This window comes from Streptomyces sp. NPDC002884, from assembly GCF_040295245.1.
Taxonomy (GTDB): Bacteria; Actinomycetota; Actinomycetes; order Streptomycetales; family Streptomycetaceae; genus Streptomyces.
This window is the reverse complement of sequence record NZ_JBEOVB010000001.1, coordinates 204218-228863: the sequence shown is the minus strand read 5'-3', so window position 1 is coordinate 228863 and position 24646 is coordinate 204218. Positions and strand designations below refer to the sequence as shown.

At 73.1% G+C, this 24646-nt stretch carries 21 protein-coding genes and 1 pseudogene; 7 read left to right on the top strand and 15 right to left on the bottom strand.

Annotated features, from left to right (window positions below):
- Positions 1-80: 80 nt before the first annotated feature.
- Entirely contained in the window at positions 81-974 is an 894-nt protein-coding gene (locus ABT070_RS01035) for a TIGR01777 family oxidoreductase (protein ID WP_351752822.1), read from the bottom strand.
- Between the two features lie 71 nt (positions 975-1045).
- Between ABT070_RS01035 and ABT070_RS01030 the strand changes: the two genes are divergently transcribed.
- On the top strand, positions 1046-1543 hold the full coding sequence (locus tag ABT070_RS01030) for a GNAT family N-acetyltransferase (RefSeq protein WP_351752820.1): 498 nt from the start codon (positions 1046-1048) through the stop codon (positions 1541-1543).
- Positions 1544-1558: 15 nt separating this feature from the next.
- Here the strand turns inward: ABT070_RS01030 and ABT070_RS01025 are convergent, their stop codons facing one another.
- Positions 1559-2743, bottom strand: coding sequence for a MarP family serine protease (locus ABT070_RS01025; RefSeq protein ID WP_351752817.1), 1185 nt, complete (start codon positions 2741-2743; stop codon positions 1559-1561).
- A gap of 287 nt (positions 2744-3030) precedes the next feature.
- On the opposite strand from ABT070_RS01025, the gene ABT070_RS01020 reads away from it, so the two are divergent.
- Together ABT070_RS01020 and ABT070_RS01015 are read left to right on the top strand one after the other, a co-directional pair.
- The gene (locus tag ABT070_RS01020; protein ID WP_351754383.1) at positions 3031-3810 is read left to right on the top strand and encodes a peptidoglycan recognition protein family protein; all 780 of its coding nucleotides are present in this window, start codon (positions 3031-3033) and stop codon (positions 3808-3810) included.
- A 72-nt stretch (positions 3811-3882) separates the two neighbouring features.
- Positions 3883-4242, top strand: coding sequence for a hypothetical protein (locus tag ABT070_RS01015; RefSeq protein ID WP_351754464.1), 360 nt, complete (start codon positions 3883-3885; stop codon positions 4240-4242).
- A 22-nt stretch (positions 4243-4264) separates the two neighbouring features.
- Here ABT070_RS01015 and ABT070_RS01010 read toward each other — a convergent pair whose 3' ends face one another.
- The 7 genes from ABT070_RS01010 to ABT070_RS00980 form a co-directional block, all read right to left on the bottom strand.
- Complete coding sequence (locus ABT070_RS01010) at positions 4265-4786, bottom strand: DUF4240 domain-containing protein (protein ID WP_351754381.1); 522 nt, start codon at positions 4784-4786, stop codon at positions 4265-4267.
- A gap of 67 nt (positions 4787-4853) precedes the next feature.
- On the bottom strand, positions 4854-5897 hold the full coding sequence (locus ABT070_RS01005) for a helix-turn-helix transcriptional regulator (protein WP_351752814.1): 1044 nt from the start codon (positions 5895-5897) through the stop codon (positions 4854-4856).
- Between the two features lie 216 nt (positions 5898-6113).
- Positions 6114-8819 (bottom strand): pyruvate dehydrogenase (acetyl-transferring), homodimeric type, encoded by a 2706-nt coding sequence (gene aceE / locus ABT070_RS01000; protein ID WP_351752811.1) that lies wholly within the window; start codon positions 8817-8819, stop codon positions 6114-6116.
- 305 nt (positions 8820-9124) lie between these two features.
- Positions 9125-9748 carry a GntR family transcriptional regulator gene (locus ABT070_RS00995; RefSeq protein ID WP_314222705.1) on the bottom strand — a complete coding sequence of 208 codons (624 nt, stop codon included), beginning with the start codon at positions 9746-9748 and terminating at the stop codon, positions 9125-9127.
- Between the two features lie 246 nt (positions 9749-9994).
- The gene (gene sucB, locus ABT070_RS00990; protein WP_351752808.1) at positions 9995-11785 is read right to left on the bottom strand and encodes a 2-oxoglutarate dehydrogenase, E2 component, dihydrolipoamide succinyltransferase; all 1791 of its coding nucleotides are present in this window, start codon (positions 11783-11785) and stop codon (positions 9995-9997) included.
- 59 nt (positions 11786-11844) lie between these two features.
- Complete coding sequence (gene lpdA, locus ABT070_RS00985; RefSeq protein ID WP_351752805.1) at positions 11845-13233, bottom strand: dihydrolipoyl dehydrogenase; 1389 nt, start codon at positions 13231-13233, stop codon at positions 11845-11847.
- A gap of 304 nt (positions 13234-13537) precedes the next feature.
- Positions 13538-15064 (bottom strand): leucyl aminopeptidase, encoded by a 1527-nt coding sequence (locus tag ABT070_RS00980; RefSeq protein ID WP_351752803.1) that lies wholly within the window; start codon positions 15062-15064, stop codon positions 13538-13540.
- A 394-nt stretch (positions 15065-15458) separates the two neighbouring features.
- Between ABT070_RS00980 and ABT070_RS00975 the strand changes: the two are divergent.
- Positions 15459-15718 (top strand): annotated as a pseudogene (locus tag ABT070_RS00975) (endo alpha-1,4 polygalactosaminidase); the annotation flags it as partial.
- 4 nt (positions 15719-15722) lie between these two features.
- On the opposite strand, the gene ABT070_RS00970 reads toward ABT070_RS00975, so the two are convergent.
- On the bottom strand, positions 15723-16568 hold the full coding sequence (locus tag ABT070_RS00970; RefSeq protein ID WP_351752801.1) for an adenosylcobinamide-GDP ribazoletransferase: 846 nt from the start codon (positions 16566-16568) through the stop codon (positions 15723-15725).
- A gap of 67 nt (positions 16569-16635) precedes the next feature.
- On the opposite strand from ABT070_RS00970, the gene ABT070_RS00965 reads away from it, so the two are divergent.
- Positions 16636-17400 carry a hypothetical protein gene (locus ABT070_RS00965; RefSeq protein ID WP_351752798.1) on the top strand — a complete coding sequence of 255 codons (765 nt, stop codon included), beginning with the start codon at positions 16636-16638 and terminating at the stop codon, positions 17398-17400.
- On the opposite strand, the gene ABT070_RS00960 is transcribed toward ABT070_RS00965, so the two are convergent.
- The 3 genes from ABT070_RS00960 to cobT all read right to left on the bottom strand — a co-directional run bounded on the left by ABT070_RS00960 (position 17379) and on the right by cobT (position 21205).
- Positions 17379-18215, bottom strand: a complete 837-nt coding sequence (locus ABT070_RS00960) for a hypothetical protein (RefSeq protein ID WP_351752795.1) — start codon at positions 18213-18215, stop codon at positions 17379-17381. The two genes, ABT070_RS00965 and ABT070_RS00960, sit on opposite strands and share 22 nt — an antisense overlap.
- Positions 18212-19939, bottom strand: coding sequence for a phosphatidylglycerol lysyltransferase domain-containing protein (locus tag ABT070_RS00955; RefSeq protein WP_351752793.1), 1728 nt, complete (start codon positions 19937-19939; stop codon positions 18212-18214). Before ABT070_RS00955 ends, ABT070_RS00960 begins: the two co-directional genes overlap by 4 nt.
- A 72-nt stretch (positions 19940-20011) precedes the next feature.
- Complete coding sequence (gene cobT / locus ABT070_RS00950) at positions 20012-21205, bottom strand: nicotinate-nucleotide--dimethylbenzimidazole phosphoribosyltransferase (protein ID WP_351752790.1); 1194 nt, start codon at positions 21203-21205, stop codon at positions 20012-20014.
- Positions 21206-21354: 149 nt separating this feature from the next.
- Between cobT and ABT070_RS00945 the strand changes: the two genes are divergently transcribed.
- The gene (locus ABT070_RS00945; RefSeq protein ID WP_351752788.1) at positions 21355-22254 is read left to right on the top strand and encodes a class I SAM-dependent methyltransferase; all 900 of its coding nucleotides are present in this window, start codon (positions 21355-21357) and stop codon (positions 22252-22254) included.
- Positions 22255-22257: 3 nt separating this feature from the next.
- On the opposite strand, the gene ABT070_RS00940 is transcribed toward ABT070_RS00945, so the two are convergent.
- Positions 22258-23481 (bottom strand): bifunctional adenosylcobinamide kinase/adenosylcobinamide-phosphate guanylyltransferase, encoded by a 1224-nt coding sequence (locus ABT070_RS00940; protein WP_351752785.1) that lies wholly within the window; start codon positions 23479-23481, stop codon positions 22258-22260.
- A 114-nt stretch (positions 23482-23595) separates the two neighbouring features.
- On the opposite strand from ABT070_RS00940, the gene ABT070_RS00935 reads away from it, so the two are divergent.
- Positions 23596-23808 (top strand): hypothetical protein, encoded by a 213-nt coding sequence (locus ABT070_RS00935; protein ID WP_351752783.1) that lies wholly within the window; start codon positions 23596-23598, stop codon positions 23806-23808.
- A gap of 75 nt (positions 23809-23883) precedes the next feature.
- Here the strand turns inward: ABT070_RS00935 and ABT070_RS00930 are convergent, their stop codons facing one another.
- Positions 23884-24594, bottom strand: coding sequence for a class I SAM-dependent methyltransferase (locus ABT070_RS00930; RefSeq protein ID WP_351752780.1), 711 nt, complete (start codon positions 24592-24594; stop codon positions 23884-23886).
- Positions 24595-24646: the final 52 nt, after the last annotated feature.

The following is a 24646-nucleotide window of genomic DNA, read 5'->3' as shown; positions in this document are numbered from 1 at the left end:
TTAGGGCCGTGATCGGTCAGGAACAGTCGCGCATGGACAGGGCACGGTCGCACGCCGGTCGCATACGGTCACGTGAAGGATCAGGCTGCCCGGATGGCGTCCTCGATCCCGGGGAACGCGAAGGTGAACCCGGACTCCAGCAGCCGCTTCGGCACCACCCGCGCGCTGCCCAGCACGTCCCCGGCCATCTCGCCCAGCACCGAGCGCAGCACCGGCGCCGGCACCGCGAACAGCGTCGGCCGGCGCAACACCCGCCCCATCGCCTCGGTGATCTCCCGGTTCGTCAGCGGCTCGGGCGCGGTCAGGTTGAACGGTCCCGACAGATCGTCCCGGCCGAGCAGATGCCGGATCGCCGCCACCTCGTCGTGCAGCGCGATGTACGACCAGTACTGCCGGCCGTCGCCCATCCGTCCCCCGAGCCCGGCCGTGAAGAGCGGGAACAGCTTGCCCCAGGCCCCGCCGCCGCGCGCCACGACCAGCCCGGTCCGGGTGAGGACCGTACGGACGCCCGCCTCCCGGGCGGGGTCCGCGGCGGCCTCCCACTCCACGCACAGCTCCGGCAGGAAGCCGCTCCCGGCGGGCGAGTCCTCGTCCACGACCCGCTCGCCCGTCTCGCCGTACAGGCCCATCGCGCTGCCGTTCACGAAGACCCGCGGCCGTTCGTCGAGCGAGGCGACGGCCTTCGCCAGCGCCGTCGTACCGTGCACCCGGCTGTCGTGGATCCGCTTCTTGTACGCCTCGCTCCAGCGCCGGTCGCCGACCCCCGCCCCGGCCAGGTTGACCACGGCGGCGCACCCGGCGAGCCCGGCCGTGTCCACCTGCCCCCGCTCGGGATCCCAGCGCACCTCGTCCGCGCCCCGGGGCGCATGCCGCACCAGGCGTACCACCCGGTGCCCGTCCGAGGTCAGGGACCGCACCAGGGCGCTGCCGATCAGGCCGGAAGCACCGGCCACCGCGATTCGCTCACGTTCCATGCGGCCATCCTGCCCGGTGGCCGGAGAAAACCCCGGTCCGGCCACCGGCTCCCCGCCATAGGGTGACGGCCATGCCCGAACCCTCCGCGCCCCGCATCCGTACCGCACGGCCCGCCGACGCCGAGTCGCTGGCCCTCGTCGACCGGCTGACCTGGTCCCCGCTGCACGCGGTCATGCCCGAGCCGGAGCCGCCGTACGACCCCTTCTTCGACGAGCGCCACGTCCCCGGGGACTATCTGGTCGCCGAGCTGGACGGCCGTGTCGTCGGCTACGTCCGCCTCGCCCTGTCCACCTCGCTCGCCTGCAACGCGCACGTCCGGCAGATACAGGGCCTCGCCGTCCTCGACGAGGGGCGCCGCCGGGGCGTCGGACGGGCGCTGATCCGGGCCGCCCTGGAGGAGGCCCGCCGGCAGGGCGCCCGCCGGATCACCCTGCGCGTCCTCGGCCCCAACACCCCGGCCCGGCGGCTCTACGAGTCCGAGGGGTTCGTGGTGGAGGGCGTCCTGCCACAGGAGTTCTGGCTGGGCGGCGAGTACGTGGACGACGTGTTCATGGGGCGCCCGCTGTAGAGCGCCGCGCGCGGCTCAGGAGGTCGTCAGTCTCCCCGTGTCCACCGGCTCGGTCGCCTTCGCCGCCCGCTCGGCGTCGCCGGCCACCTCGGCCGCCGTGAGCACGTACCCCGTCTCGTCGTCTGAGGTGGAGCGGGCGAAGACGACGCCGTAGACCCGGCCCGCGGTGGTCAGCAGGGGGCCGCCGGAGTTGCCGGGGCGGACGGTGGAGCGGATCGAGTAGATCTCCCGGGTGACGATCTCGTCGTTGTAGATGTTCCGGCCGGTCGCCTTCACCCGGTTCGCGACCGTCGCCGCCTGGAGGTTCAGGTCACCGTCCTGCGGATAGCCGGCGACGACCGCGGAGTCCCCGCGCGAGGCGGCGTCGTCGAAGCTCAGGACCGGTGCCCTCAGGTCCGGCACGTACAGCACGGCCACGTCCTTGTCCGGGTCGAAGAGCACCACGCGCGCGTCGTACGACCGGCCCACGCCGCCGATCCGCACGGTCGGGTCGTCGATGCCCGCCACCACGTGCGCGTTGGTCATCACATGCTCGCTCGCGTACACGAAGCCGCTGCCCTCGCGGCCCTGGTCGCCCGAGACGCCCTCGATCTTCACCGTGCTCCGCTTGGCCGCCTCGGTCGCGCTCGGCGTGACGCTGTCGCCGGTGGGCTTGGCGACCTCGGCCGTCGACTCGTTCTCGAAGGGGTTGAAGACCTGCGGGAAGCCCGCCTGGGTCAGCGCCGAGGTGGCCCGCGCGAACCAGGTGGGCGTGGTGTCCGGCATGGCGTCCTGCACGGCCCCCAGCAGCCGGGAGTCCCGTATGGACGACGTGACCACCGGGGACGAGGACGCGCCCAGCACGCTCGCCGCGACCCACGCCACGATCAGTACCGCCACCGCGTTCGCCGCCGCCCCGCCGACCCCGTCGGCCACCCTGAGCGGCCCACGGTCCAGCTCGCGCCGCAACCGCAGCGCCAGCCGTCCCGCCAGCTCGTGGCCGGCCACCGCGGGGAGGAGCACCGTGAACACCGCCGTCACCGTCGCCGCCGTGGTCCCCGGCGTCACCAGATCCATCAGCCACGGCAGGACCCACACGCCGATCACCGCGCCGCCCACGAACCCGGCGAGCGAGACGCAGCCGGCCACCAGTCCACGCCGGTAGCCGGAACCGGCGTAGGCCAGGATCACCAGCACCAGCAGGATGTCGAGCAGGTCCACACGGCCGCCTTTCTCTCGGAGCCCCTGGTCGGTGAGTACGTGCGGGAAGGGCCCAGTGATCAGCTACCCATCGATCACGCGCGCGTGACCGTCCGAATCGGCCACGCGTGCGTGTACCCCGAAAAACGTCGTGGACCGGGAGGATGGTTCCACCGGGTGGCACAGCACACATCGCGGGCGGACCGGAACCGGTCGACAGTGGGTTCATGTGTCCCCTCCGACCGGCCGCCCGCGGCGCGCGGGGAACGAGAGGACGGCGCCCGGTGCGGATACCGGGCCCGCTCCTCGTGTTCCTGGGCTGCCTGCCCGGGCTCGCCGCCGTGGCCGCCCTGGGGCTGTGCGCGGGCGGTGTCGACCACGCGGCCACGGCCGCGTCGGGAGCCCGCCCGCCGGCCGCCAGGCCCGCCGCCGCCCACCCGGCGCTCCGGCCGCCCGTCGTGCCCCGCGCCGCCTGGCTCGACGACCTCGCCCGGCAGGCGCAGCCGCCCCCGCGCTACGACGACAAGGTCGTCGCCGTCTTCGTGCACCACACCGACTCGCCCAACGGCTATGCCTGCGCCGACGCGCCCCGGATCATCCGCTCCCTGTACGCGGGCCAGACCGGCGCCCGGGACTGGGACGACATCGGCTACAACTTCCTCGTCGACCGCTGCGGCACCATCTACGAGGGCCGCGCGGGCGGCGTGGACCGGGCCGTCACCGGCGCCCACACCCAGGGCTTCAACCACCGCACGGCCGGGATCGCCGCTCTCGGCACGTTCACCGCCGGGGTACCGGTGCCGCAGGTGATGGTCGACGCCATCGCCGCCCTGACCGCGTGGAAGCTCGGGCTGTCCGACGTCGACCCGCGCGCGGACGTCCGGCTCACCTCCAGCAACAGCCGCAGCCGGTTCGCCGTCGGCATCACCGCCACGCTCCCCGCGCTGGCCGGTCACCGGGACGGCTACATGACCAGCTGCCCCGGGGCCGCCCTCGCCGCGCGGCTGCCGGAGATCCGTGAAACGGCGGCCCGGCTCCAGGGCAGGTCGGCCGCCCGGGCCGTCCGGAGTCTCACAGGAACGCCTTAGGCGGCGTTCAGGGTTCTCCCATCCCCGCGTCCTACGGTCATGCACAACACAAGCCGACTGGAGGCGGGGATCATGAACAGCAGTCGTAACCACCGGTCCGCAGGAAACTCGGGGAACACGGGGAACACGGGGAACACGGGGCACTCGGGGAGCACGGGGCACTTCGGGAACACGGAAGCCACGGGCAGCACGGGCGGCGCGGGGACCGCGGGCGGCGCGGGGACCGCCGAGCAGAGCCCGGGCTGGTCCAGGGCCGCGCGCAGCCCCTGGACCGTGCTCTGCGCCGTCGCCGCGGTCGTCCTGGGTCCGGCCGCGACCACCGCCTCCGCCCTGGAACAGGCCAACAAGGCGCCGATGCACCACGCGGTGCGGGTCGATCAGTCGCAGGCGTACATCCCGACGGACAGCACCCGCCGCAGGCTCGCCGCGTGACCTCCGGCCCGGGTCGCCCGGGTCACTCCTTGAAGCGCTGCCACAGCCGGGGATACCGCTCGGCCAGCGCTCCCTCGTTCTCGAAGGCGACCGGCGTGCCCTCCGGTTCGGCGGACGCGGGCGGAATGCCCAGGTCCGGGGCGACGGTCCCGGTGAGCTGCTCGTAGGCCTCGTCGGCCGCGTAGCCGAGTTCCTCGGCGTCCCCGTCGATCTCCTCGTCGAAGTCGTCCAGCAGATCGGCGAGCGAGTCCGGGTCGCCGTGCAGGGCCCCCTCGAAGACCTCGCGGCCCTGTCCGATCAGCCAGCACCGGAAGAAGTCGAAGGCGTCGTCGCTGGCCCCGTCCAGCAGCAGCCAGGCAGCGCCCCACAGGTCCCAGCGGTAGGCGCGGTTGTAGCGGGACTCGAAGTGCCGGGCGAAGTCGAGCACGGACTCCGGGTCCAGCCGGACCAGCCGCTCCACGAGCAGATCCGCCTGCTCCTCCGGGTCGCCCCCGGCGGCCTCGCGGGAGGCGTCGACCAACTCCCAGAACTCCGTCTCGTCCATCACGCGTCCAGCATCGTGCCTCGCAGGGCGCCACGCACCCGGAGTGCCGGGTATTCCAGCGGGATCCTCACCCTTCCCGACGCCCGTAGAGCTCCGTCAGCCGTATCGCCTCCGCGGCGAACCGCTCCCGCAGCGTGGCCGGGGAGAGCACCTCGGCCTCCGGCCCCAGCGCCGCGAGCTGTGTGCGCGCCACCTCCTCCGACTCGACCCGCAGGGCGACCGTCACCCAGCCCGTCCCGTCCGGCTCCTGGGCACTCGCCAGCGCGTCCCGGGCGGCCACCGGGTCCACGGCGTACGCCAGGTCGCGCACCCCCGCCGCGGAGAGCCGCAGGACCACCTCGGTCCGCAGGATCGACCGCGCGAACCGTTCGGCCTGCGCGCCCCAGAACTCGGGCAGATCGAAGTCGTCGTCTCTGCTGAAACGATCCTCCAGGACGTCGGCCCCGACGAACCGGTCGATGCGGTAGGTCCGGAACGTCCCCGTGCCCGCCCCCGTCCCCGTTCCTGTCCCCGCCTTTGTCCCCGTGCCCGCCCCTGTCCCCGTCCCGCGGACCCGGGCGCACAGGTACCAGACCCCTGCCTTGAGCACGAGCCCGTACGGCTCCAGCTCCCGCACCACCTCGCTCTCCCCGCGCCGGTAGCGGGCACTCACACACCGGTCGTCCCACACCGCGTCCGCGATCACCGGCAGCAGGGCCGGCGCCGCCGGTTCGCTGAACCAGGCGGGCGCGTCCAGATGGAACCGCTGCGCCGCCGTACGCGGGGCGTCCCGCAGGGAGGGCAGCAGAGCCGCCGACACCTTCAGCCGCGCGGCCGACGCGATGTCCTCGAGTCCCATCTCCCGCAGCGCCCCCGGCACCCCGCTCAGGAACAGCGCCTCGGCCTCGCCGCGCCCCAGCCCCGTGAGCCGCGTCCGGTATCCCCCGACGAGCCGGTAACCCCCCGCCCGCCCCCGCTCCGCGTACACCGGCACGCCCGCCTCGGACAGCGCCTGCGCGTCCCGTGTGACGGTCCGCTCCGACACCTCCAGCTCCCGGGCCAGCTCGGACGCGGTCATGGTGGGCCGGGACTGGAGGAGGAGCACCATCTTGATGAGGCGGGCAGCGCGCATGCGCTCATCTTGCCGGTGGTCGGGTGCGCCTGTCCGGGGCTGTGTCGCACAGTGGCCCGCGCCACCGCGGAACAGGCCCGCCCGGCGTGCCCCTTCGGGGGGCGCGGGGACCCGCGCGACCAGCCGCATCGGGCCCGCCACCGTCCGGTCGGGGGAAAGGCGAAGGGCCCGGCGGGTTTCGGCCGCCGGGCCCTTCACCATCGAAACCCTCTGGGCCTACAGCCCGTAGCGCTCGCGCGCTTCCTTCACCGCGGTCGCCTTGACCTCGCCGCGGCGGGCGAGCTGGGCCAGGGCCGCGACGACGATCGACTGCGCGTCGACGCCGAAGTGGCGGCGGGCCGCCTCACGGGTGTCGGAGAGGCCGAAGCCGTCCGCGCCCAGCGAGGACCAGTCCTGCTCGACCCACTGCGCGATCTGGTCCGGGACCTGGCGCATGTAGTCGGAGACCGCGAGGACCGGGCCCTCGGCGCCCTGGAGGGCCTGACGGACGTACGGCAGGCGCTCCTCGCCGCGCAGGAGGGCCGCGTCGGCCTCCAGCGCGTCGCGGCGCAGCTCGGTCCAGGAGGTCGCGGACCATACGTCGGAGGCCACACCCCACTCCTCGGCGAGCAGCCGCTGTGCCTTCAGGACCCAGTGGATCGCCGTGCCGGAGCCGAGGAGCTGGATGCGCGGCGCGTTGGCCGCCGCCACCTCCACGCCCGCCGACTCCGCCGTGTTGAAGCGGTACAGGCCCTTGAGGATGCCCTCGTCCACACCGGTCGCGGACGGCTTGGCCGGCTGCGGCATCGGCTCGTTGTAGACGGTGAGGTAGTAGAAGACGTTCGGGTCCTCGCCCGGTGCCGCCTCGCCGTACATCCGGCGCAGACCGTCCTTGACGATCGTCGCGATCTCGTACGCGAACGCCGGGTCGTAGCTGAGGGCGGCCGGGTTGGTCGCGGCGATGACCGGGGAGTGGCCGTCGGCGTGCTGGAGGCCCTCGCCCGTCAGGGTCGTACGGCCGGCCGTGGCGCCGACGAGGAAGCCGCGGCCGAGCTGGTCGCCGAGCTGCCACATCTGGTCGGCCGTGCGCTGCCAGCCGAACATCGAGTAGAAGATGTAGAACGGGATCATCGCCTCACCGTGCGTGGAGTACGCGGTGGACGCGGCGATGAAGTCGGCCATCGAACCGGCCTCGGTGATCCCCTCGTTGAGGATCTGGCCGTTCTTGGCCTCCTTGTAGTACATCAGCTGGTCGCGGTCGACCGGCTCGTACGTCTGGCCCTTGGGGGAGTAGATCCCGAGCGACGGGAACAGGCTCTCCATGCCGAAGGTGCGTGCCTCGTCGGGGACGATCGGCACCCAGCGCCTACCCGTCTCCTTGTCGCGGACCAGGTCCTTGACCAGCCGGACGAAGGCCATGGTGGTGGCGATGTTCTGCGCGCCGGAGCCCTTGTCGAAGGAGGCGAACGTCTTGTCGGCGGGGGCCGGCAGCGGGGCGAGCGCGTGCGTACGGCGGGCCGGGGCCGGGCCGCCGAGGGCCGCGCGGCGCTCCTGGAGGTAGCGGACCTCGGGCGAGTCGGCGCCCGGGTGGCCGTAGGGGACCACGCCGTCGACGAACAGGCTGTCCGGGATCGGCAGCTCCAGCAGGTCGCGCATCGCCTTGAACTCGTCCACCGAGAGCTTCTTCATCTGGTGGTTGGCGTTCTTCGACGCGAAGCCCTCGCCGAGGGTGTGGCCCTTGACCGTCTGGGCCAGGATGACCGTCGGGGCGCCCTTGAACTCCACGGCCGCCTTGTAGGCCGCGAACACCTTGCGCGCCTCGTGACCACCGCGGGAGAGGTGGAAACACTCGAGGATCTTGTCGTCGCTCAGCAGCTTCGCCAGTTCGGCGAGCGCCGGGTCCTTGCCGAAGAAGTCCTCGCGGATGTAGGCCGCGCCACGCGTCTGGTACGTCTGCACCTGGGCGTCCGGTACCTCGCGCAGCCGGCGCACGAGCGCGCCGGTGGTGTCGAGCTGGAACAGCTCGTCCCAGGCGGAGCCCCACAGCGACTTGATCACGTTCCAGCCCGCGCCGCGGAACTGGGCCTCCAGCTCCTGCACGATCTTGAAGTTCGCGCGGACCGGGCCGTCGAGGCGCTGGAGGTTGCAGTTGATGACGAAGGTCAGGTTGTCGAGACCCTCGCGGGAGGCGAGTGCGAGTGCCGCCGTCGACTCGGGCTCGTCCATCTCGCCGTCACCGAGGAACGCCCACACGTGGGACGCGGAGACGTCCTTGATGCCGCGGTTGGTGAGATAGCGGTTGAAGCGCGCCTGGTAGATGGCGGAGAGCGGGCCGAGGCCCATCGACACCGTCGGGAACTCCCACAGCCAGGGCAGCCGGCGCGGGTGCGGGTACGACGGGAGGCCTTCGCCGCCCGCCTCCTGGCGGAAGTTGTCGAGGTGCTGCTCGGTCAGCCGGCCGTCGAGGAAGGCGCGGGCGTAGATGCCGGGGGAGGCGTGGCCCTGGATGTAGAGCTGGTCGCCCGAGCCGTCGGCCTCCTTGCCCTTGAAGAAGTGGTTGAAGCCGGTCTCGTAGAGCCAGGCGGCGGAGGCGAAGGTGGCGATGTGGCCGCCGACGCCGTGTTTGCTGCCCCGGGTCACCATCGCGGCCGCGTTCCAGCGGTTCCACGCGGTGATCCGCCGCTCCATGCCCTCGTCACCGGGCGCGGACGGCTCGGCGGCGGTGGGGATGGTGTTGACGTAGTCCGTCTCGAGCAGCTTGGGCAGCGCGATGCCGTTGCCCTCGGCACGCTCCAGCGTGCGGCGCATCAGGTATGCCGCACGGTGCGGCCCGGCCGCCTTGGCGACCGCGTCCAGGGAGGCCTGCCATTCGGCGGTCTCCTCCGGGTCCCGGTCGGGGAGCTGGTCGAGCGCGCTCGGCTGGATGGCCTGGGGGTCGGTCATGTCGCCGCCTTCCTCAGTCGAAGGGGGTTCCCTGTGAGGTGTTTCGGGGGTGCCCTTGGTCTTTGGCAGGACAGGGCGTGGGGCTTCGGTGCGGCGCCGTGTGTGGCTCCGTCCGTGGCCCGTCGGCGACTGTAACCCCCTGATCGATGATCGATCAAAGGGTTGAAGGGCAAAACCTCTCGATTGCGAGAAAGTAGGCACGGGGTGCCTTTCGGGCAGGCACCCCGTGCCGCCTAAATCAGCGGTTCTCGCAGGTCGGAGCCCACGTATGAGCGCGTGTACGCTCCACTGAACCAGGGCGGGGCCTACGCCCGGGGAGCACACCCGAGGACATGCGCCTTCACCAGCTCGGCGATCCTCGGATCCCGCCGCCGGAACGCCTGGACGAGCTCCTCGTGCTCCTCCGCGTACGACTGCTGCACGGTCCCCAGCCAGCGGATCGACAGCGCCGTGAACACCTCGATGCCGAGGCCCTCCCAGGTGTGCAGCAGCACCGAGTTGCCGGCCGCCCGGACCAGCTCCCGGTGGAAACCGACGGTGTGCCGCACCTGGCCGGTGCCGTCCGCGGCGCGGTCCGCCTCGTACAGCGCGGCGACATGCGGTTCGAGGGCCGAGCAGTCCTCGGCCAGCCGCTGCGCGGCCAGCTCCGCCGCGATCGCCTCCAGACCGGCCCGGACGGGGTAGCTCTCCTCCAGATCGGCGGCCGTGAGGTTGCGCACCCGCACGCCCTTGTTCGGCGCGGACTCGATCAACCGCAGCGACTCCAGCTCGCGCAGCGCCTCCCGCACCGGAGTCTGGCTGACCTCCAGCTCGGTCGCGATCCGGCGCTCCACGATCCGCTCGCCCGGCTTCCAGCGCCCGCTGACGATCCCCTCCACGATGTGCTCGCGGATCTGTTCGCGCAGCGAGTGGACGACGGGCGCGGTCATGAAGGCTCCTTCGAAGAGGGGCCGCACGGGCCTCCGGGGGCGTTTGACGTTTAGACAATACGGCCGGGGGCCCGCGCAGGAGAGGCGCACGGGGGCGCTTTCGAGCAGGTGAGACGAGACTTACACGTTCACACCGGGACTTGCCTGTAAAGACCAGTACCGGACAGGTCCCGCCCGGAGCGGACAGACGGAAGCCCCCGCCCGGAGAGTTCCGGACGGGGGCACCCGCTGTCGAGCCCTGGGAGGTCAGAGGCCGAGTTCGACCTCGAACTCGCCGGCCTCCAGGATCGCCTTGACCGCGGTCAGGTAACGGGCCGCGTCGGCGCCGTCGACCAGACGGTGGTCGTAGGACAGGGTCAGGTACGTCATGTCGCGGACGCCGATGACCGTGCCCTCCTCCGTCTCGATGACGGCCGGACGCTTGACCGTGGCGCCGATGCCGAGGATCGCGACCTGGTTCGGCGGCACGATGATCGTGTCGAACAGCGCGCCGCGCGAACCGGTGTTGCTGATGGTGAAGGTCGCACCGGACAGCTCGTCCGGGGTGATCTTGTTCGCGCGGACCTTGCCCGCCAGGTCGGCCGTGGCCTTGGCGATGCCGGCGATGTTCAGGTCGCCCGCGTGCTTGATGACCGGGGTCATCAGGCCCTTCTCCGAGTCCACCGCGATACCGATGCTCTCGGTGTCGAAGTAGGTGATCGTGCCCTCGTCCACGTTGATCCGGGCGTTGACGGCCGGGTGGGCCTTCAGTGCCTGGGCCGCCGCCTTCACGAAGAACGGCATCGGGGAGAGCTTGACGCCCTCGCGGGCCGCGAAGGAGTCCTTCGCCTGCGCGCGGAGCTTCATCAGCCGGGTGATGTCGACCTCGACGACCGAGGACAGCTGCGCCTGCTCGTGCAGCGCCTTGACCATGTTGTCGCCGATGACCTTGCGGATGCGAGGCATCTTGACCGTCTGGCCGCGGAGCGGAGAGGCCTCCAGCGTCGGGGTCTTCCTGGCTGCCGGGGCAGCGGCGGCCGGAGCCGGAGCCGGAGCCGCGGCGGCGGCCTTCGCGGCCTCGGCGGCGGCGAGGACGTCCTGCTTGCGGATACGACCGCCGACACCGGTGCCCTTGACGGCGGCCAGGTCGACGCCGTTCTCGGCGGCGAGCTTGCGCACCAGCGGGGTCACGTAGGCGCCGTCGTCACCCGCGGGAGCGGCGGGCGCGGGGGCGGCCGGGGCGACCGGAGCCGGAGCGACCGGCGCGGGGGCCGGGGCGGCCGGAGCCGGGGCGGCGGCGACCGGGGCGGGCGCCGGAGCGGCCGGAGCCGGAGCGGGGGCGGCCGGAGCCGGTGCCGGGGCGGGCGCCGGGGCAGCGGCGGCGGGGGCCGGGGCCGGAGCGGCGGGGGCCGGGGCGGCGGCCGGAGCCGCGCCCGGGGCGCCGATGACGGCGAGCTTGGCGCCGACCTCGGCGGTCTCGTCCTCGCCGACCGTGATCTCGAGCAGCACACCGGAGACGGGCGCCGGGATCTCGGTGTCGACCTTGTCGGTCGAGACCTCGAGCAGCGGCTCGTCCTCCGTGACCTCCTCGCCGACCTGCTTCAGCCAGCGGGTGACGGTGCCCTCGGTGACGGACTCGCCGAGCGCGGGCAGGACGACGTCCGTGCCCTCGGCGGAGCCGCCGCCGGCTGCGGCCTCGGCGGTGGGAGCCGGGGCCGGGGCCGCCTGCTCGGTGGAGGGCTGGGCGGCCGGGGCCGGCTCGGGGGCCGGCGGCGCGACCTCCTCGGCGGCCGGAGCCGGGGCGGCGGCCGGGGCGCCGGTGCCGTCGTCGATGACGGCCAGCTCGGCGCCGACCTCGACCGTCTCGTCCTCGGCGACCTTGATGGAGGCCAGGATGCCGGCGGCGGGGGAGGGGATCTCGGTGTCGACCTTGTCGGTCGACACCTCGAGCAGGGGCTCGTCGGCCTCTACGCGCTCACCCTCGGCCTTCAGCCAGCGGGTGACAGTGCCCTCGGTGACGCTCTCGCCGAGCGCCGGAAGGGTTACGGAAACCGCCATGGTTTCGGTTGCTCCTTACGAATTGCGGAAGTCTGAGTCGTCGCTTGGTCGACCGAGGGTCAGTCGTGCGAGTGCAGCGGCTTGCCCGCCAGGGCCAGGTGGGCCTCGCCGAGCGCCTCGTTCTGCGTCGGGTGGGCGTGGATGAGCTGCGCGACCTCGGCGGGCAGCGCCTCCCAGTTGTAGATCAGCTGGGCTTCGCCGACCTGCTCGCCCATGCGGTCGCCGACCATGTGGACGCCGACCACGGCACCGTCCTTCACCTGGACGAGCTTGATCTCGCCCGCGGTGTTGAGGATCTTGCTCTTGCCGTTGCCCGCGAGGTTGTACTTCAGAGCGACGACCTTGTCCGCGCCGTAGATCTCCTTGGCCTTGGCCTCGGTGATGCCCACGGAGGCGACCTCGGGGTGGCAGTACGTCACCCGGGGGACACCGTCGTAGTCGATCGGGACGACCTTCTGACCGGCCAGACGCTCCGCGACCAGCATGCCCTCGGCGAAGCCGACGTGCGCGAGCTGGAGGGTCGGGACCAGGTCGCCGACGGCGGAGATGGTCGGGACGTTGGTACGCATGTACTCGTCGACCAGGACGTAGCCGCGGTCCGTGGCGACGCCCTGCTCCTCGTAGCCGAGACCGGCGGAGACGGGCCCGCGGCCCACCGCGACGAGCAGGACCTCGGCCTCGAACTCCTTGCCGTCCGCCAGCGTGACCTTGACGCCGTCGGCGGTGTAGTCGGCCTTGGAGAAGAAGGTGCCCAGGTTGAACTTGATGCCGCGCTTGCGGAACGCGCGCTCAAGAAGCTTGGAGGAGTTCTCGTCCTCGACCGGGACGAGGTGCTTCAGGCCCTCGATCACGGTCACGTCGGAGCCGAAGGACTTCCACGCCGAGGCGAACTCGACGCCGATGACGCCGCCGCCCAGGATGATCGCGGACTTCGGTACGCGGTCCAGGACGAGGGCGTGGTCCGAGGAGATGATCCGGTTGCCGTCGATCTCCAGGCCCGGCAGCGACTTCGGCACGGAGCCGGTCGCGAGCAGCACATGACGGCCCTGGACGCGCTGTCCGCCCACGTCGACGGAGGTCGGGGAGGACAGACGGCCCTCACCCTCGATGTACGTCACCTTGCGGGACGCGATCAGCCCCTGAAGGCCCTTGTACAGACCGGAGATGACACCGTCCTTGTACTTGTGGACGGCGGGGACGTCGATGCCCTCGAAGGTGGCCTTGACGCCGAACTGCTCGCTCTCGCGGGCCTGGTCGGCGATCTCGCCCGCGTGCAGCAGGGCCTTGGTGGGGATGCAACCCCGGTGCAGGCAGGTGCCGCCGACCTTGTCCTTCTCGATCAGGGCGACGTCCAGGCCCAGCTGCGCCCCGCGCAGGGCCGCGGCGTACCCGCCACTACCACCGCCGAGGATCACTAGGTCGAAAACGGTGCTGGCGTCGTTCGCCACGTCACGTCCTCCATGCATGTGTGCCGTGCGCCGGTCGTCGCTGACCGCCGGCGGCTGGTGTCCGGCCGCTCTTTCTTCGGCCCTGTGGTGGGGGCCCTGTCCTGCCGAGGCCCATCTTCGCACTTGCGGGAGGCGAACGAGACGCGGGGCCGGGGTGTGAGACACCCCACGCTCACTTGTGACAGGGGGACCGGCCCCGCCCGGGGGCGCGGGGAACTGCGCGACCGGCCACGATCGGGCCGCACCCGCCGCATGACGGATGCGGCCCGAGTGATCAGGCGCACAGTCCCCTGCTCCCGAGGGACTAGCCCAGGTCGCCGGAGGCGGTCAGCTCGGCCAGCCGCACCAGCGTCCGCACAGCGGTACCGGTGCCGCCCTTCGGCGTGTACCCGAAGGGTCCGCCCTCGTTGAACGCGGGCCCGGCGATGTCCAGGTGCGCCCAGGTGATCCCCTCGCCCACGAACTCGCGCAGGAAGAGACCGGCCACCAGCCCGCCGCCCATCCGCTCACCCATGTTCGCGATGTCCGCGACGCTGGAGTCCATGCCCTTGCGCAGGTGCTCCGGCAGTGGCATCGGCCACGCCGGCTCACCGACCTCCTCGGCGGCCTCGTGCAGCACGGAGCGGAACGCGTCGTCGTTCGCCATGATCCCGAAGGTCCGGCTGCCCAGCGCCAGCATCATCGCGCCGGTCAGGGTCGCGACGTCGACGATGGCGTCCGGCTTCTCCGCGGAGGCCGCCCACAGCGCGTCCGCGAGGACCAGCCGGCCCTCGGCGTCCGTGTTGAGGACCTCGACGGTCTTGCCGCTGTACATGCGCAGCACGTCACCCGGGCGGGTGGCGGAGCCGGAGGGCATGTTCTCGGCCAGCGCCAGCCATCCGGTGACGTTCACCTCGAGCCCGAGCCGCGCGGCGGCGACGACCGCGGCGAAGACCGCCGCGGCACCGCTCATGTCGCACTTCATCGTCTCGTTGTGCCCGGCCGGCTTCAGCGAGATGCCGCCCGAGTCGTAGGTGATGCCCTTGCCGACGAAGGCCAGGTTCTTCTTGGCCTTGGAGGAGGTGTAGGAGAGCTTCACCAGGCGCGGGGCCGAGGCCGAGCCGGAGCCGACGCCGAGGATGCCGCCGTAGCCGCCCTTGGCGAGGGCCTTCTCGTCGAGCACCGTCACCTTGATGCCGTGCTCCTTGGCCGCCGTCTGGGCGAGAGCGGCGAACGCCTCGGGGTCGAGGTCGTTCGGCGGCATGTTGATCAGGTCGCGGGCGCGGTTGAGCTCCTCGCCGACGGCGGCGGCACGCAGCAGCGCGGCCTTGTGGGCGGCGTCGCGCGGCTTCCCGCCGAGCAGGGCGGCCTCGGCGAGCGGCGCCTTGCCGTTCTTGGCCTTGGCATCGTTGCCGCTCTGCTTGTACGTGTCGAAGGAGTACGCGCCGAGCACCACGCCCTCGCCGATCGCGCCGATGTCGGCGGCGTCGGTCACCGGCAGGGCGAAGGCGGCCTTCTTGGCGCCGGTGAGCGTGCGGGCGGCCGCGCCGGCCGCCCTGCGCAGCGCCTCGGGGTCGAAGCCGGCGTCCGTCCCGGGCTCCTGGCCGAGCCCCACCGCGAGCACGAGCGGTGCCTTGAAACCTGCCGGTGCGGGCAGCTTGGTCACCTCGCCCTCGGCGCCGGAGGCACCGAGGGTTTCCAGGATGCCGGCGAGCCTGCCGTCGTAGGCCTTGTCGAGGGCTTCGGCGCCTGGGGCAACGATCGGGCCTTTCGCGCCCTTGGCGACACCGATCACGATCGCGTCGGCCCGGAGGCCGGGCGCCGCGGCGGTGCTGAGAGTGAGAGCAGTCACGGTGGTGAAATCTCGCTTCCGATGTGGAGTTGCGGTGGCCGGAATGTGTGGGTCGACCGGGCCCGACAACCGACCCTAGATCCGGGTCGTGGGTGCGGTCGTATCCGGGGGTGTGCCTCACCGGCGCGGCGAACCGGCGTGGCGAATCCCGGAATGAGCGTACGCGTGCGTGTGCGGTCGCTCATGCACGCGCGTGTTCACCTGTCGGTGGCGTCGTAGCCACTTCTCGATCCTCGCATTCCATGAGCCGGGGCACACCCGTCGGGTCGGACCGGGGAGACGGCGGGCGGCGGACATGGGCGATCGTCGTGGGGTGCCGGACGGCGGGCCGGGCGGAGGGCCGGGCGGCGGGTCGGGCGGCGGGTCGGGCGGCGGGTCGGACGAGGAGGGCGCCGGTCGGCGGGTCACCGTCGCCGACCAGCTCCGCTGAACCGCCTCATCGCCGAACTCGCCCACGACCGGGGCGTGTCGGTCGGACTGAAGGACGACCTCGGCCAGATCCCGGAACTCGTCGACGACTTCGACTTCGCGGTCGACGAACAGTGCGCCGAGTACGAACTCCCCATGAGCGAGTTCTGCGCCGACTCCCGCAGACTGCGCCTGAGTTCACTGCTGAAGAAGTACGAGCCGGGGGTGTGGCGGGAGGCGTGCTGACCCGCTAGCGCCCCAGGCAGAACACCACGAGCGCGGTGGTCGCCGCCGTCTCCGCGAGGCCGCCGAAGACATCCCCGGTGACCCCGCCGAAGCGCCGCGTGCAGTGGCGCAGCAGCAGTTCGGCGACGGCGAGGGCGGCGAGGACCGCGAGCGCCGGCTGGACGGCGTCGTACGGCTCGAAGAGGGGGCCCGGCCCGACGTGCCCGATCAGGACGACGACACCGCCCTCGTACGGTCCGCAGCACGCTCCCGCGACCGCCGCCGCCAGCGTGACGGCGACCGCGGTGAGCACCGCGCCCCGCACCGGGACCACACCGGCGACCGCCGCCCCTAGCCCCTCCGGCCGCGCGGCCGGCACCCCGGCGCGGGCCGCCAGGGTCAGCGCCAGCCGGGCGGTGGCCGCCGAGACCACGGCGGCCACCGCGCCCAGCGCCCACGAGGTGTCGTAGAGCTGTGTCAGCGCGGCCACCTGGGCGAGCAGCACGAGGAGCAGCGTGAGCACGCCGAACGGGCCGATGTCGGACTGCTTCATGATCCGCAGCGCGTCCTCGGCGGGCTTGCCGCTGCCGAGCCCGTCCGCGGTGTCGGCCAGCCCGTCGAGGTGCAGACCGCGGGTGAGGACGGCGGGCACGGCGGCGGAGGCGACGGCGGCGAGCAGCGGGCTCGCGCCCAGGTACAGCAGCAGCAGGCCGAGGCCGGCCGCGCAGCCGCCGACGACCAGCCCGACCAAGGGGGCGCCGAGCATGCCCCCGCGCGCGGCCTCCCGGTCCCAGCGGGTCACCCTGACCGGGAGCACGGTGAGGGTGCCGAAGGAGAAGCGGAGGCCGTCGAGGGGCGAGGTCTGGGACACGGCGGCAGAGTAGCCCGGACGCCCCGCCCACGAGGCAGCCCGCCCCCCGCCCCGGGAGACTGGCGACATGGGCGAGTGGGTGCAGCGCAACATCGTCGAACCGGGCAAGGTCCCGCTGCTCGTCGCCCTGACGGCGTTCGTCCTCACCTTTCTGATCACCCGGGTCATCACGCGTCTCATCCGGGCGGGCAAGGGCCCCTTCGGCAACATCAGCTCCGGCGGGGTGCACATCCACCACGTGGTCCCCGGCGTCGTCCTGACCGTCGCGGGCGGTTTCGGCGCGGTGGCGAGCGGCCGGTACGGCTTCGGGGCGGTCGCCTTCGCGGTGGTCTTCGGTATCGGCACGGGCCTGGTCCTCGACGAGTTCGCGCTGATCCTGCATCTCGACGACGTGTACTGGACCGAGGCGGGCCGCAAGAGCGTGGAGGCCGTGGTCCTCACGGCGGCGCTGGGCGGACTGCTGCTGGTGGGCTTCTCGCCGTTCGGTGTCAACGACATGACCCAGGACGAACTCCAGGACCGGGGCAGCGTCATCTCGACCGTCGTGCTCAACCTCCTGTTCTCCCTGGCGGTGCTGAGCAAGGGCAAGGCCAAGATGGCCGTGTTCAGCGTCTTCATCCCGTTCCTGGGCCTGGTGGGCCTGGTACGGGTGGCCAGGCCGGGCTCGCCGTGGGCCCGGCGGCTCTACCGGCGGCGGCCGCGGGCCCGGGCGAAGTCGGTGCTGCGGGCCTACCGCCACGACCGCCGCTGGGCGGGCCCGCGCCGGGTCGTGGGGGACTGGCTGGGCGGGAAGACGACCGCGGAGCTCGCTCAGTCCGAGGAGCGGAACTGAGCGACCCGGTCCGCACCGGACGGGTGGGCCGTACGACGGCTGCGGGGCTTCGTGGCCGGTCGCGCCCCGTGGCGCAGCCGTGAACCGGTACCCCCGCCCCGCGTCCCCCGGCGGAGCCGTGCGCCGGTGCCGCCCCGCGGCCCCCGGGCGGGCCGCCCGGGCCCCCGCGAGCGCCGGCGGGTCTCGGCCACCGCGCACAGCACCAGCACCGCCGCGATCGCCGCCAGATGCTCCTTGCCCGCCAGGTTGTCCTTCAGCAGGACCTCCACCACCATCGCGACGATCACCGCCCCCGCCGTCACATGGGCGCGGTAGCGCCAGCCCAGGAACACCGCGAGGCCGACCACGGCCGCCGACGGGCCGGTGTCCACGATCCGGGCGTCGGCGGCCGGCAGCCCGAACGGGCTGCCGGGGCCGAGGGCGATGCCCACGCGCGCGTACAGGGTGCCGGCGAGCGTGGCGGCGTAGGCGATGACCAGGGTCCGCCACCAGCCCAGACAGAGCTCCGCGATCCCGAACACCAGCAGGATCTGGGCGAGCGCGCCCCAGACCGGCAGGTCGAGCGCGGGCACGAACAGGGACAGCGGGGTGCGCAGCAGGGCGAGCCACAGGGGGTCCTCGGCCCGTACCGCTCCGGCCGCCTGGACCGGTCCGTAGCCCCACGGCCGGTTCTGCACGACCTGGGTCACCGATGTCAGACACACCGCCCCGAGGGTCATCGGGACCGCCCGCCACCGCCGCCGCGCCAAGGGGGTGCGTACGGCCTCGTACAGCGGCCCCCATTCGGCGCGGGCCCGGCGGGCGACCACGTTCACCGGTGGGTCTCCAGGCGCCCCCGGCGCAGCCACTCGGGCAGCCCCGGCGCCTCCAGGAATCCCTCCGCCCGCGCCGACGCGACACCGATGCGGGGCAGGTCCGCGCTCTTCTCGAAGAGCAGGAAACGGGGTTCCCAGATGGGCCGGTACTTGGCGTTGGCGCGGTACAGCGACTCGATCTGCCACCAGCGGGAGAAGAAGCTGAGCAGCGACCGCCACAGCCTCAGCACCGGTCCGGCGCCCAGGCGCGCGCCCCGTTCGAAGACCGAGCGGAACACGGCGAAGTTCAGCGAGACCTGCGTGACCCGGACCGCCCGGTCCTCCCGGGCGCGCCGGAGGAGTTCGATGACCATGAACTCCGTCAGCCCGTTGTCGCAGTCGCGGTCCCGGCGCATCAGGTCGAGGGACAGCCCGTGCGGCCCCCAGGGCACGAAGGAGAGCAGGCCCCTCAGTTCACCGCGGGCGTCGGCGCACTCCAGCATCACGCAGCGCCCGTCCTCCGGGTCCCCGAGCCGTCCCAGCGCCATGCTGAACCCGCGCTCGGTGGCCCCGTCGCGCCAGGCGTCGGCGCGGCGGAGCAGTGATGCCATCTCGTCGGCCGGGATGTCCTCGTGCCGTCGTACCCGGACCGTGTACCCGGCCCGCCGGACCCGGTTGTAGGCCTGCCGGACGGTCCGCATGGCCCGCCCCTCGAGGGTGAACTCGGCGACCTCGACCAGGGCCTCGTCCCCGAGTTCCAGCGCGTCCAGTCCGTGCCGGGCGTAGACGGTGCCGGCCTCCTCGCTCGCGCCCATCACCGCCGGGATCCACCCGTGCGCCCGCGCCTCGGCGAGCCACGGCACGATCGCCCCCGGCCAGGCCTCCGGATCCCCGAGCGGGTCCCCGGAGGCCAGCGACACCCCGCCGACGACGCGGTAGGCGACGGCCGCCTTGCCCGTGGGCGACCAGCACACGCTCTTCTCCCGCCGCAGCGCGAAGTAGCCGAGCGAGTCCCGCTCACCGTGCAGGTCGAGGAGCTCCCGCAGCCGTTTCTCGTCGTCCTCGGTGAGCGGGTCGACGGCCCGCCGGGAGCGGAAGGCGGCGTACAGCACGGCGAGGACGAGCGCCGTGCTCAGCACGTTGACGGCGACGTCGACCCAGGTGGGCGGGGCGATCCCGGGGACGCGGTACTCGTCGGCGGCCACGGAGACCAGCCGCAGCGTGCCGTAGCGCCAGCGTTCGAGGAAGGTCGAGGGGACGGACGCCCGGTCGGTGACCGTCACCAGCAGCGCGGCCAGCAGCGAGGCGCCCAGCAGCCCGCCGGCGCCGACGGCCGCGGCGAGCCTCGGATTGGACCGGTCGCCCTTCGCGTAGAACTCCCCCCGGCCGGCGAGCAGCGCGACGACGAAGGCGGCGGTCAGCACGAGCGAGACCCAGTTCTGCGGGTGCCGCCGGATCTCCGGGAACGCCATGGCCAGCATGAACAGCCCCAGGAACGCCCCGCTCAGACCGAGGTTCAGGATCCACGCGGCCCGCTTGCGGCGCCGCATCGTGACGGCCAGGAACGCGGTGAAGACCCCGGAGGCGAAGCCGGCCGTCAGCAGATACGGCGTGAAGAGGTTCTCCTGGTTGTGCCGCCGGACGTCCTGCCCCAGGGAGACCCACACCGCACTGAGGAAGTTGACGAACGCGACGGCACGCAGGTACCAGACGGCGAAGGCGGCGGCGCCCCGGGTGTTGCCCATGAGTGGTGATCATATGGGTGCACTTCAGGGAATCCGCTCTTTTGGCGCCGCCTGTCCCTTTCGGCCGCTCGGTTACTCCGTTTCCCGCTTCCCGTCGGCCACTTCGGCGGCCGCGGACACCTCGGTGGCTTCGGTCACCTCGGTGGCTTCGGCGGCGGCGGATGCCCCGGACGCTGCCGGCTGCTCGGGCTCCTCGGGTTCCTCGGGCTCTTCCGGCTTCTCGGGCCGCTCGGGGAGTTCCGCCGCCAGTGCGGCGGCGGCCTGCACCAACGGGAGCGCGAGCAGGGCGCCGGCGCCCTCTCCGACCTTCACGCCCTGGTCCAGCAGCGGTTCCAGGGCCATCCGGTCCAGCGCCTTCGCCTGTCCCGGTTCACCGCTCTTGTGTGCGGCCAGCCACCAGTCCGGCGCCCGGAACGCGACCCGCTGGCCGACGAGCGCGCACGCCGCGGCCACGACGCCGTCCAGGACGACGGGCAACTTCCGTACCGCGCACTGGAGCAGAAAGCCCGTCATGGCGGCGAGGTCGGCCCCGCCCACCGTCGCCAGCAGTTGCAACTGCTCCCCGAGCACCGGCCGCGCCCGCCTGAGCGCGTCCCGGACGGCCGCGCACTTGCGCATCCACGCCAGGTCGTCGATCGCCTCGCCGCCCCGCCCGGTCACCACGGACGCGTCGGTCCCGCACAGCGCGGCCACGAGCACACCCGCGGCCGTCGTCCCGCCGACGCTGATGTCGCCGAGCACGACCAGGTCCGTGCCGGAGTCGGCCTCCTCGTCCGCGACGGCCACGCCCGCCCGGAAGGCCGCCTCGGCCTCCTCGAGCGTCAGGGCGTCCTCGATGTCGATACGGCCGCTGCCGCGCCGCACCCGGTGCCGTACGACGTCCTCGGGGAACGTGTCCGGATCGCAGTCCAGTGCCATGTCCACGACGCGCACGGGCACGCCGAGGCGACGGGCGAGCACGGAGACCGGACGGCCGCCCTCGATGACCTCGCGCACCAACTCCGAGGCGCTGCCCGCCGGTCGGGCGGAGACGCCGAGCTCGGCGATGCCGTGGTCGCCGGCGAACAGCACCACCCGCGGCCGCTCGACCGGCCGCACGGGCGACGAGCCCTGCGCCGCCGCCAGCCACTCACCCAGGTCGTCCAGGCGCCCCAGCGATCCGGGCGGCACGATCTGACGTTCCCGACGCGCCTCCGCGTCGCGGCGTACCCCACCGTCGGGGCGCTCGATCAGATCGGTGAAGTCGTCGAGATTAAGCGAGCTCATTCGCCGAACAGTACCGGCACCGATCGAACGGTTCCGCGCCACATCGCCACCACACCCGCGTGACGTCATTGCACCCAAGATCGGGATCCCATACGTTCCGTTTTGCAGCTAATTGTCGTTCGTTCTCGATGTCATCCCCGGAGCCGCTCATGCCCCCCAGGCCCGTCCACGAGCCGCGCCGAGACGACTGCCCCTGGTGCGGCTCGAAGCGCCTGCGCACCCGGCTGCGCGCACCGGACCTGCGCCACCGCAGGCCGGGCACCTTCGTGGTCGACGAGTGCCGGGACTGCGCGCACGCCTTCCAGAACCCCCGCCTGACCGCCGAGGGCCTGGCGCTGTACGGCGCCGAGGGCGAGAAGCGGTCCGACCGCGGGCACCTCAGGGCGACGGCCCGGGCGATGCTGCCCTTCCCCGAGCCGGAGAGCTGGCTGGACGTGGGCACGGGGGACGCGGCCTTCCCCGAGGCGGCGCGGGAGGTGTTCGCCTACACGGCGTTCGACGGGGTGGACCCGACCCCGAGGGTGCAGCGCGCGCGAGCGGCGGGCCGGCTCGACGAGGCCCACCTGGGCCCGCTGACGGCGCCGGAGGTGCTGTCCCGCCTGCACGGCCGCTACGACGTGGTCAGCATGCTCCACCACCTGGAACACACCCGGGACCCGAAGCGCGAACTCGCGGCGGCGCTCACGGCCCTGCGGCCGGGCGGCCACCTCCTCGTGCAGCTCCCGGACCCCGCCAGCGCGTCCGCGGCCGTCCTGGGCAAGTGGTGGCACTCCTACGACCAGCCCCGCCACCTCCACCTGATCCCGATGGCCAACCTCCGGGCCGAACTCGAGGCCCAGGGCTGCGAGATCGTCGTGACGGACCGCCGGACCCCGCACACCCCGCACGACCTGGCGACGGCCGCCTCGCTCTGCCTGAACAGGACCCGGCTGCGCCGGACGGCCGCGCCCCTGACCGCCCTGGCCGCCGTACTCGACCACCTGCTGGCCCCCGCCCTGCGCCGCACGCGCTTCTCGAACGCCTACCAGGTCATCGCGCGCAGGAACTGACCGTCAGGCGCCGCCCGCCGTCCCCCGCAGCACCAGTGCCTGGCCCGCCACCACCAGGACCACCTCCTCGCACTCGGCGGCGACGGCCGCGTTCAGCCGCCCCAGCTCGTCCCGGTACCGGCGGCCCGACGCCGTGGCCGGCACGATCCCCGAGCCCACCTCGTTCGAGACCAGCACGACGGTCCGCCGGGCCGAGCGCACCGCCTCCGCCAGTTCCACCACCCGCGCGCGCAGCGCCCGTTCGCCGCCGTCCGCCCACTGCGCGTCGTCCCACGCCCCGACGGAGTCCATGACGTCCGTCAGCCACAGCGACAGACAGTCGATCAGCAGCGGGGCACCGTCCCGCGCCACCAGAGGCACCAGGTCGCAGGTCTCCACGGTCCGCCACGAGCCCGGCCGCCGGTCGCGGTGCGTCGCGACCCGGGACGCCCACTCGGTGTCGCCGCCCCGGGTCCCGCCGGTCGCCACGTACAGCACGTCCGGGAAGGACTCCAGCCGGCGTTCCGCCTCCACCGACTTGCCCGACCGGGCCCCGCCCAGCACCAGCGTCCGCCGCGGCACGTCCGGCACGTCCTCGTACACCCCCACCATCAGGGTCGAACCGTCCGGCACCGCCCGCGCGCAGGCCGCCGCGAGCCGTCGGCGCAACTCCGCGCCCGGTGGCACGCCGTGGTCCAGATGGACGGCGACCACGTCGGTCGTCGGCCCCACCGCGCCCACCGCCCGCAGCTTCGCCAGCGCGTCCGGGCGCCCCACCAGATCCGCCAGGACCATGTCGTACCGCTCGGCGGGCTCCGACCCCTCCTCCAGGCCGGCCGGCGCGCCACCGGGCGGCAGGTACAGCAGCCGCTGCCCGTCCGGGCCGGCCACCGCGTACCCGGTGCCGGGCGAGTCCATCGCCACCGCCCGCACCCGATGCCCCGTCAGCAGCGCCGACTCCCGCCCGTCCGGCACCCGGCCGGGTTGCGGCAGCCCGGCCGGCACCTCCACCGGGGGCCCGTCGTGCGGGTGCGTCAGCAGTACCTGCCGCACCCCGCCCAGCGAACGGCCCGCCCGCGCGGCCGCGAACGCCGCACCCGGCGTCAGATCGAGCAACAGGACCCCGTCGACGAGCAGCGCGGTCGCCGCCCGCGCATCAGCCCCCAGCGAGGTCGCGCACACGGCGCAGGAGCAGTCGGGGCGGGGTAGTCCCGCGGGGGCGCCGGTACCGAGCAGAGTGACTTCCACGGAGCTGATTTTCGCGTGTCTGACCAGGTCTTGCGCATCCGACTAGGCTGCACAGCAGAAGCCGGACCAAGATCCGGCTTCTGCTCTGCACGTGGTCACAGCTGGGAGGCGTACATGGCGGCATGGACGTGGCGGTTCGAGAAGGCCGACGGGACGGAGGTCCAACCAGCGGTGGAGCCCGAGGAGTTCACCACGCAGGGGGACGCCGAGTCCTGGATCGGGGAAGTGTGGAAGGACCTCCTCGAAGGCGGCGCGGACCAGGTGCGGCTCTTCGAGGACTCCACCGAGATCTACGGCCCGATGAGCCTGCAGGCGAACGAGGCGTAGCCCTCCGTCGGGGTGGTCGCCGTACGGCCACCCCGGCCACCGCTCACCCGGACGAGTGAAGAACGCCGGTCCGGCTCAGCCGCGCACTCCGCACAGGTGCAGCAGCGCCGCCACCTGCCGGTAGGGGTCGGTCCGGCCGGCCCGCTCCTCGGCGGACAGCAGGCTCTCCCGCTGCTGCGGGTCCTGCGGGATCTCCGTCCCGTCCGGTGCCGTGTCCGTGAAGACCCGCACGCCGTACCAGGCCTGGAGCGGCGCCCCGATCCCGGCCAGCGCGCCGGTCAGCGTCACCAGCCGGTCCGCCCGCACGTCCAGCCCCAGCCGGTTGCGGTACGCGACGGTGTCGAAGGCGCCGAGCGCGCCCGCCCAGTCGCCGGACAGCCCCGGCCGCATGGCCAGCGCGTCCGCGTTGCGCACCAGCAGCGACAGCAGCCCGCCCGGGGCCAGCATCCGCGCGAGCCCCGCGAGCAGCGCGTCCGGCTCCTCGACGTACATGAGCACGCCGTGGCACAGCACCACGTCGAAACTGCCGGGCAGGAAGTGCACCCCGGTGTCCCGGCCGTCGCCCTCGATGATCCGCATCCGCTCCCGGATGCCCTCGGGCTCGCCGCACAGCGCGTCACGGGCCGCGGCGATCATCGTCGCGTCCCGCTCCAGCCCGGTGACCTGATGCCCGAGCCGGGCCAGCCGCAGCGCCTGCGTGCCCTGGCCCATTCCCACGTCCAGCACCCGCAGCCGCTGCCCGACCGGGTAGCGGCCCGTTATCTGCTCGTCGAGCTGCCGGGCCACCAGCTCTTGTCGTACGACGTCACGCAGCCCACCCAGCCTGTTCAGCCAGGCC

What these genes read in the sequence shown, in the direction of transcription:
- ABT070_RS00995 (WP_314222705.1), bottom strand. Translation starts at nt 9,748, where the DNA reads ATGACCGCGCCCGTCGTCCACTCGCTGCGCGAACAGATCCGCGAGCAC.
- ABT070_RS01035 (WP_351752822.1), bottom strand. Translation starts at nt 974, where the DNA reads ATGGAACGTGAGCGAATCGCGGTGGCCGGTGCTTCCGGCCTGATCGGC.
- aceE (WP_351752811.1), bottom strand. Translation starts at nt 8,819, where the DNA reads ATGACCGACCCCCAGGCCATCCAGCCGAGCGCGCTCGACCAGCTCCCC.
- ABT070_RS00945 (WP_351752788.1), top strand. Translation starts at nt 21,355, where the DNA reads ATGCCCCCCAGGCCCGTCCACGAGCCGCGCCGAGACGACTGCCCCTGG.
- ABT070_RS00935 (WP_351752783.1), top strand. Translation starts at nt 23,596, where the DNA reads ATGGCGGCATGGACGTGGCGGTTCGAGAAGGCCGACGGGACGGAGGTC.
- ABT070_RS00965 (WP_351752798.1), top strand. Translation starts at nt 16,636, where the DNA reads ATGGGCGAGTGGGTGCAGCGCAACATCGTCGAACCGGGCAAGGTCCCG.
- ABT070_RS01030 (WP_351752820.1), top strand. Translation starts at nt 1,046, where the DNA reads ATGCCCGAACCCTCCGCGCCCCGCATCCGTACCGCACGGCCCGCCGAC.
- cobT (WP_351752790.1), bottom strand. Translation starts at nt 21,205, where the DNA reads ATGAGCTCGCTTAATCTCGACGACTTCACCGATCTGATCGAGCGCCCC.
- ABT070_RS01005 (WP_351752814.1), bottom strand. Translation starts at nt 5,897, where the DNA reads ATGCGCGCTGCCCGCCTCATCAAGATGGTGCTCCTCCTCCAGTCCCGG.
- ABT070_RS01015 (WP_351754464.1), top strand. Translation starts at nt 3,883, where the DNA reads ATGAACAGCAGTCGTAACCACCGGTCCGCAGGAAACTCGGGGAACACG.
- sucB (WP_351752808.1), bottom strand. Translation starts at nt 11,785, where the DNA reads ATGGCGGTTTCCGTAACCCTTCCGGCGCTCGGCGAGAGCGTCACCGAG.
- ABT070_RS01010 (WP_351754381.1), bottom strand. Translation starts at nt 4,786, where the DNA reads ATGGACGAGACGGAGTTCTGGGAGTTGGTCGACGCCTCCCGCGAGGCC.
- ABT070_RS00955 (WP_351752793.1), bottom strand. Translation starts at nt 19,939, where the DNA reads ATGGGCAACACCCGGGGCGCCGCCGCCTTCGCCGTCTGGTACCTGCGT.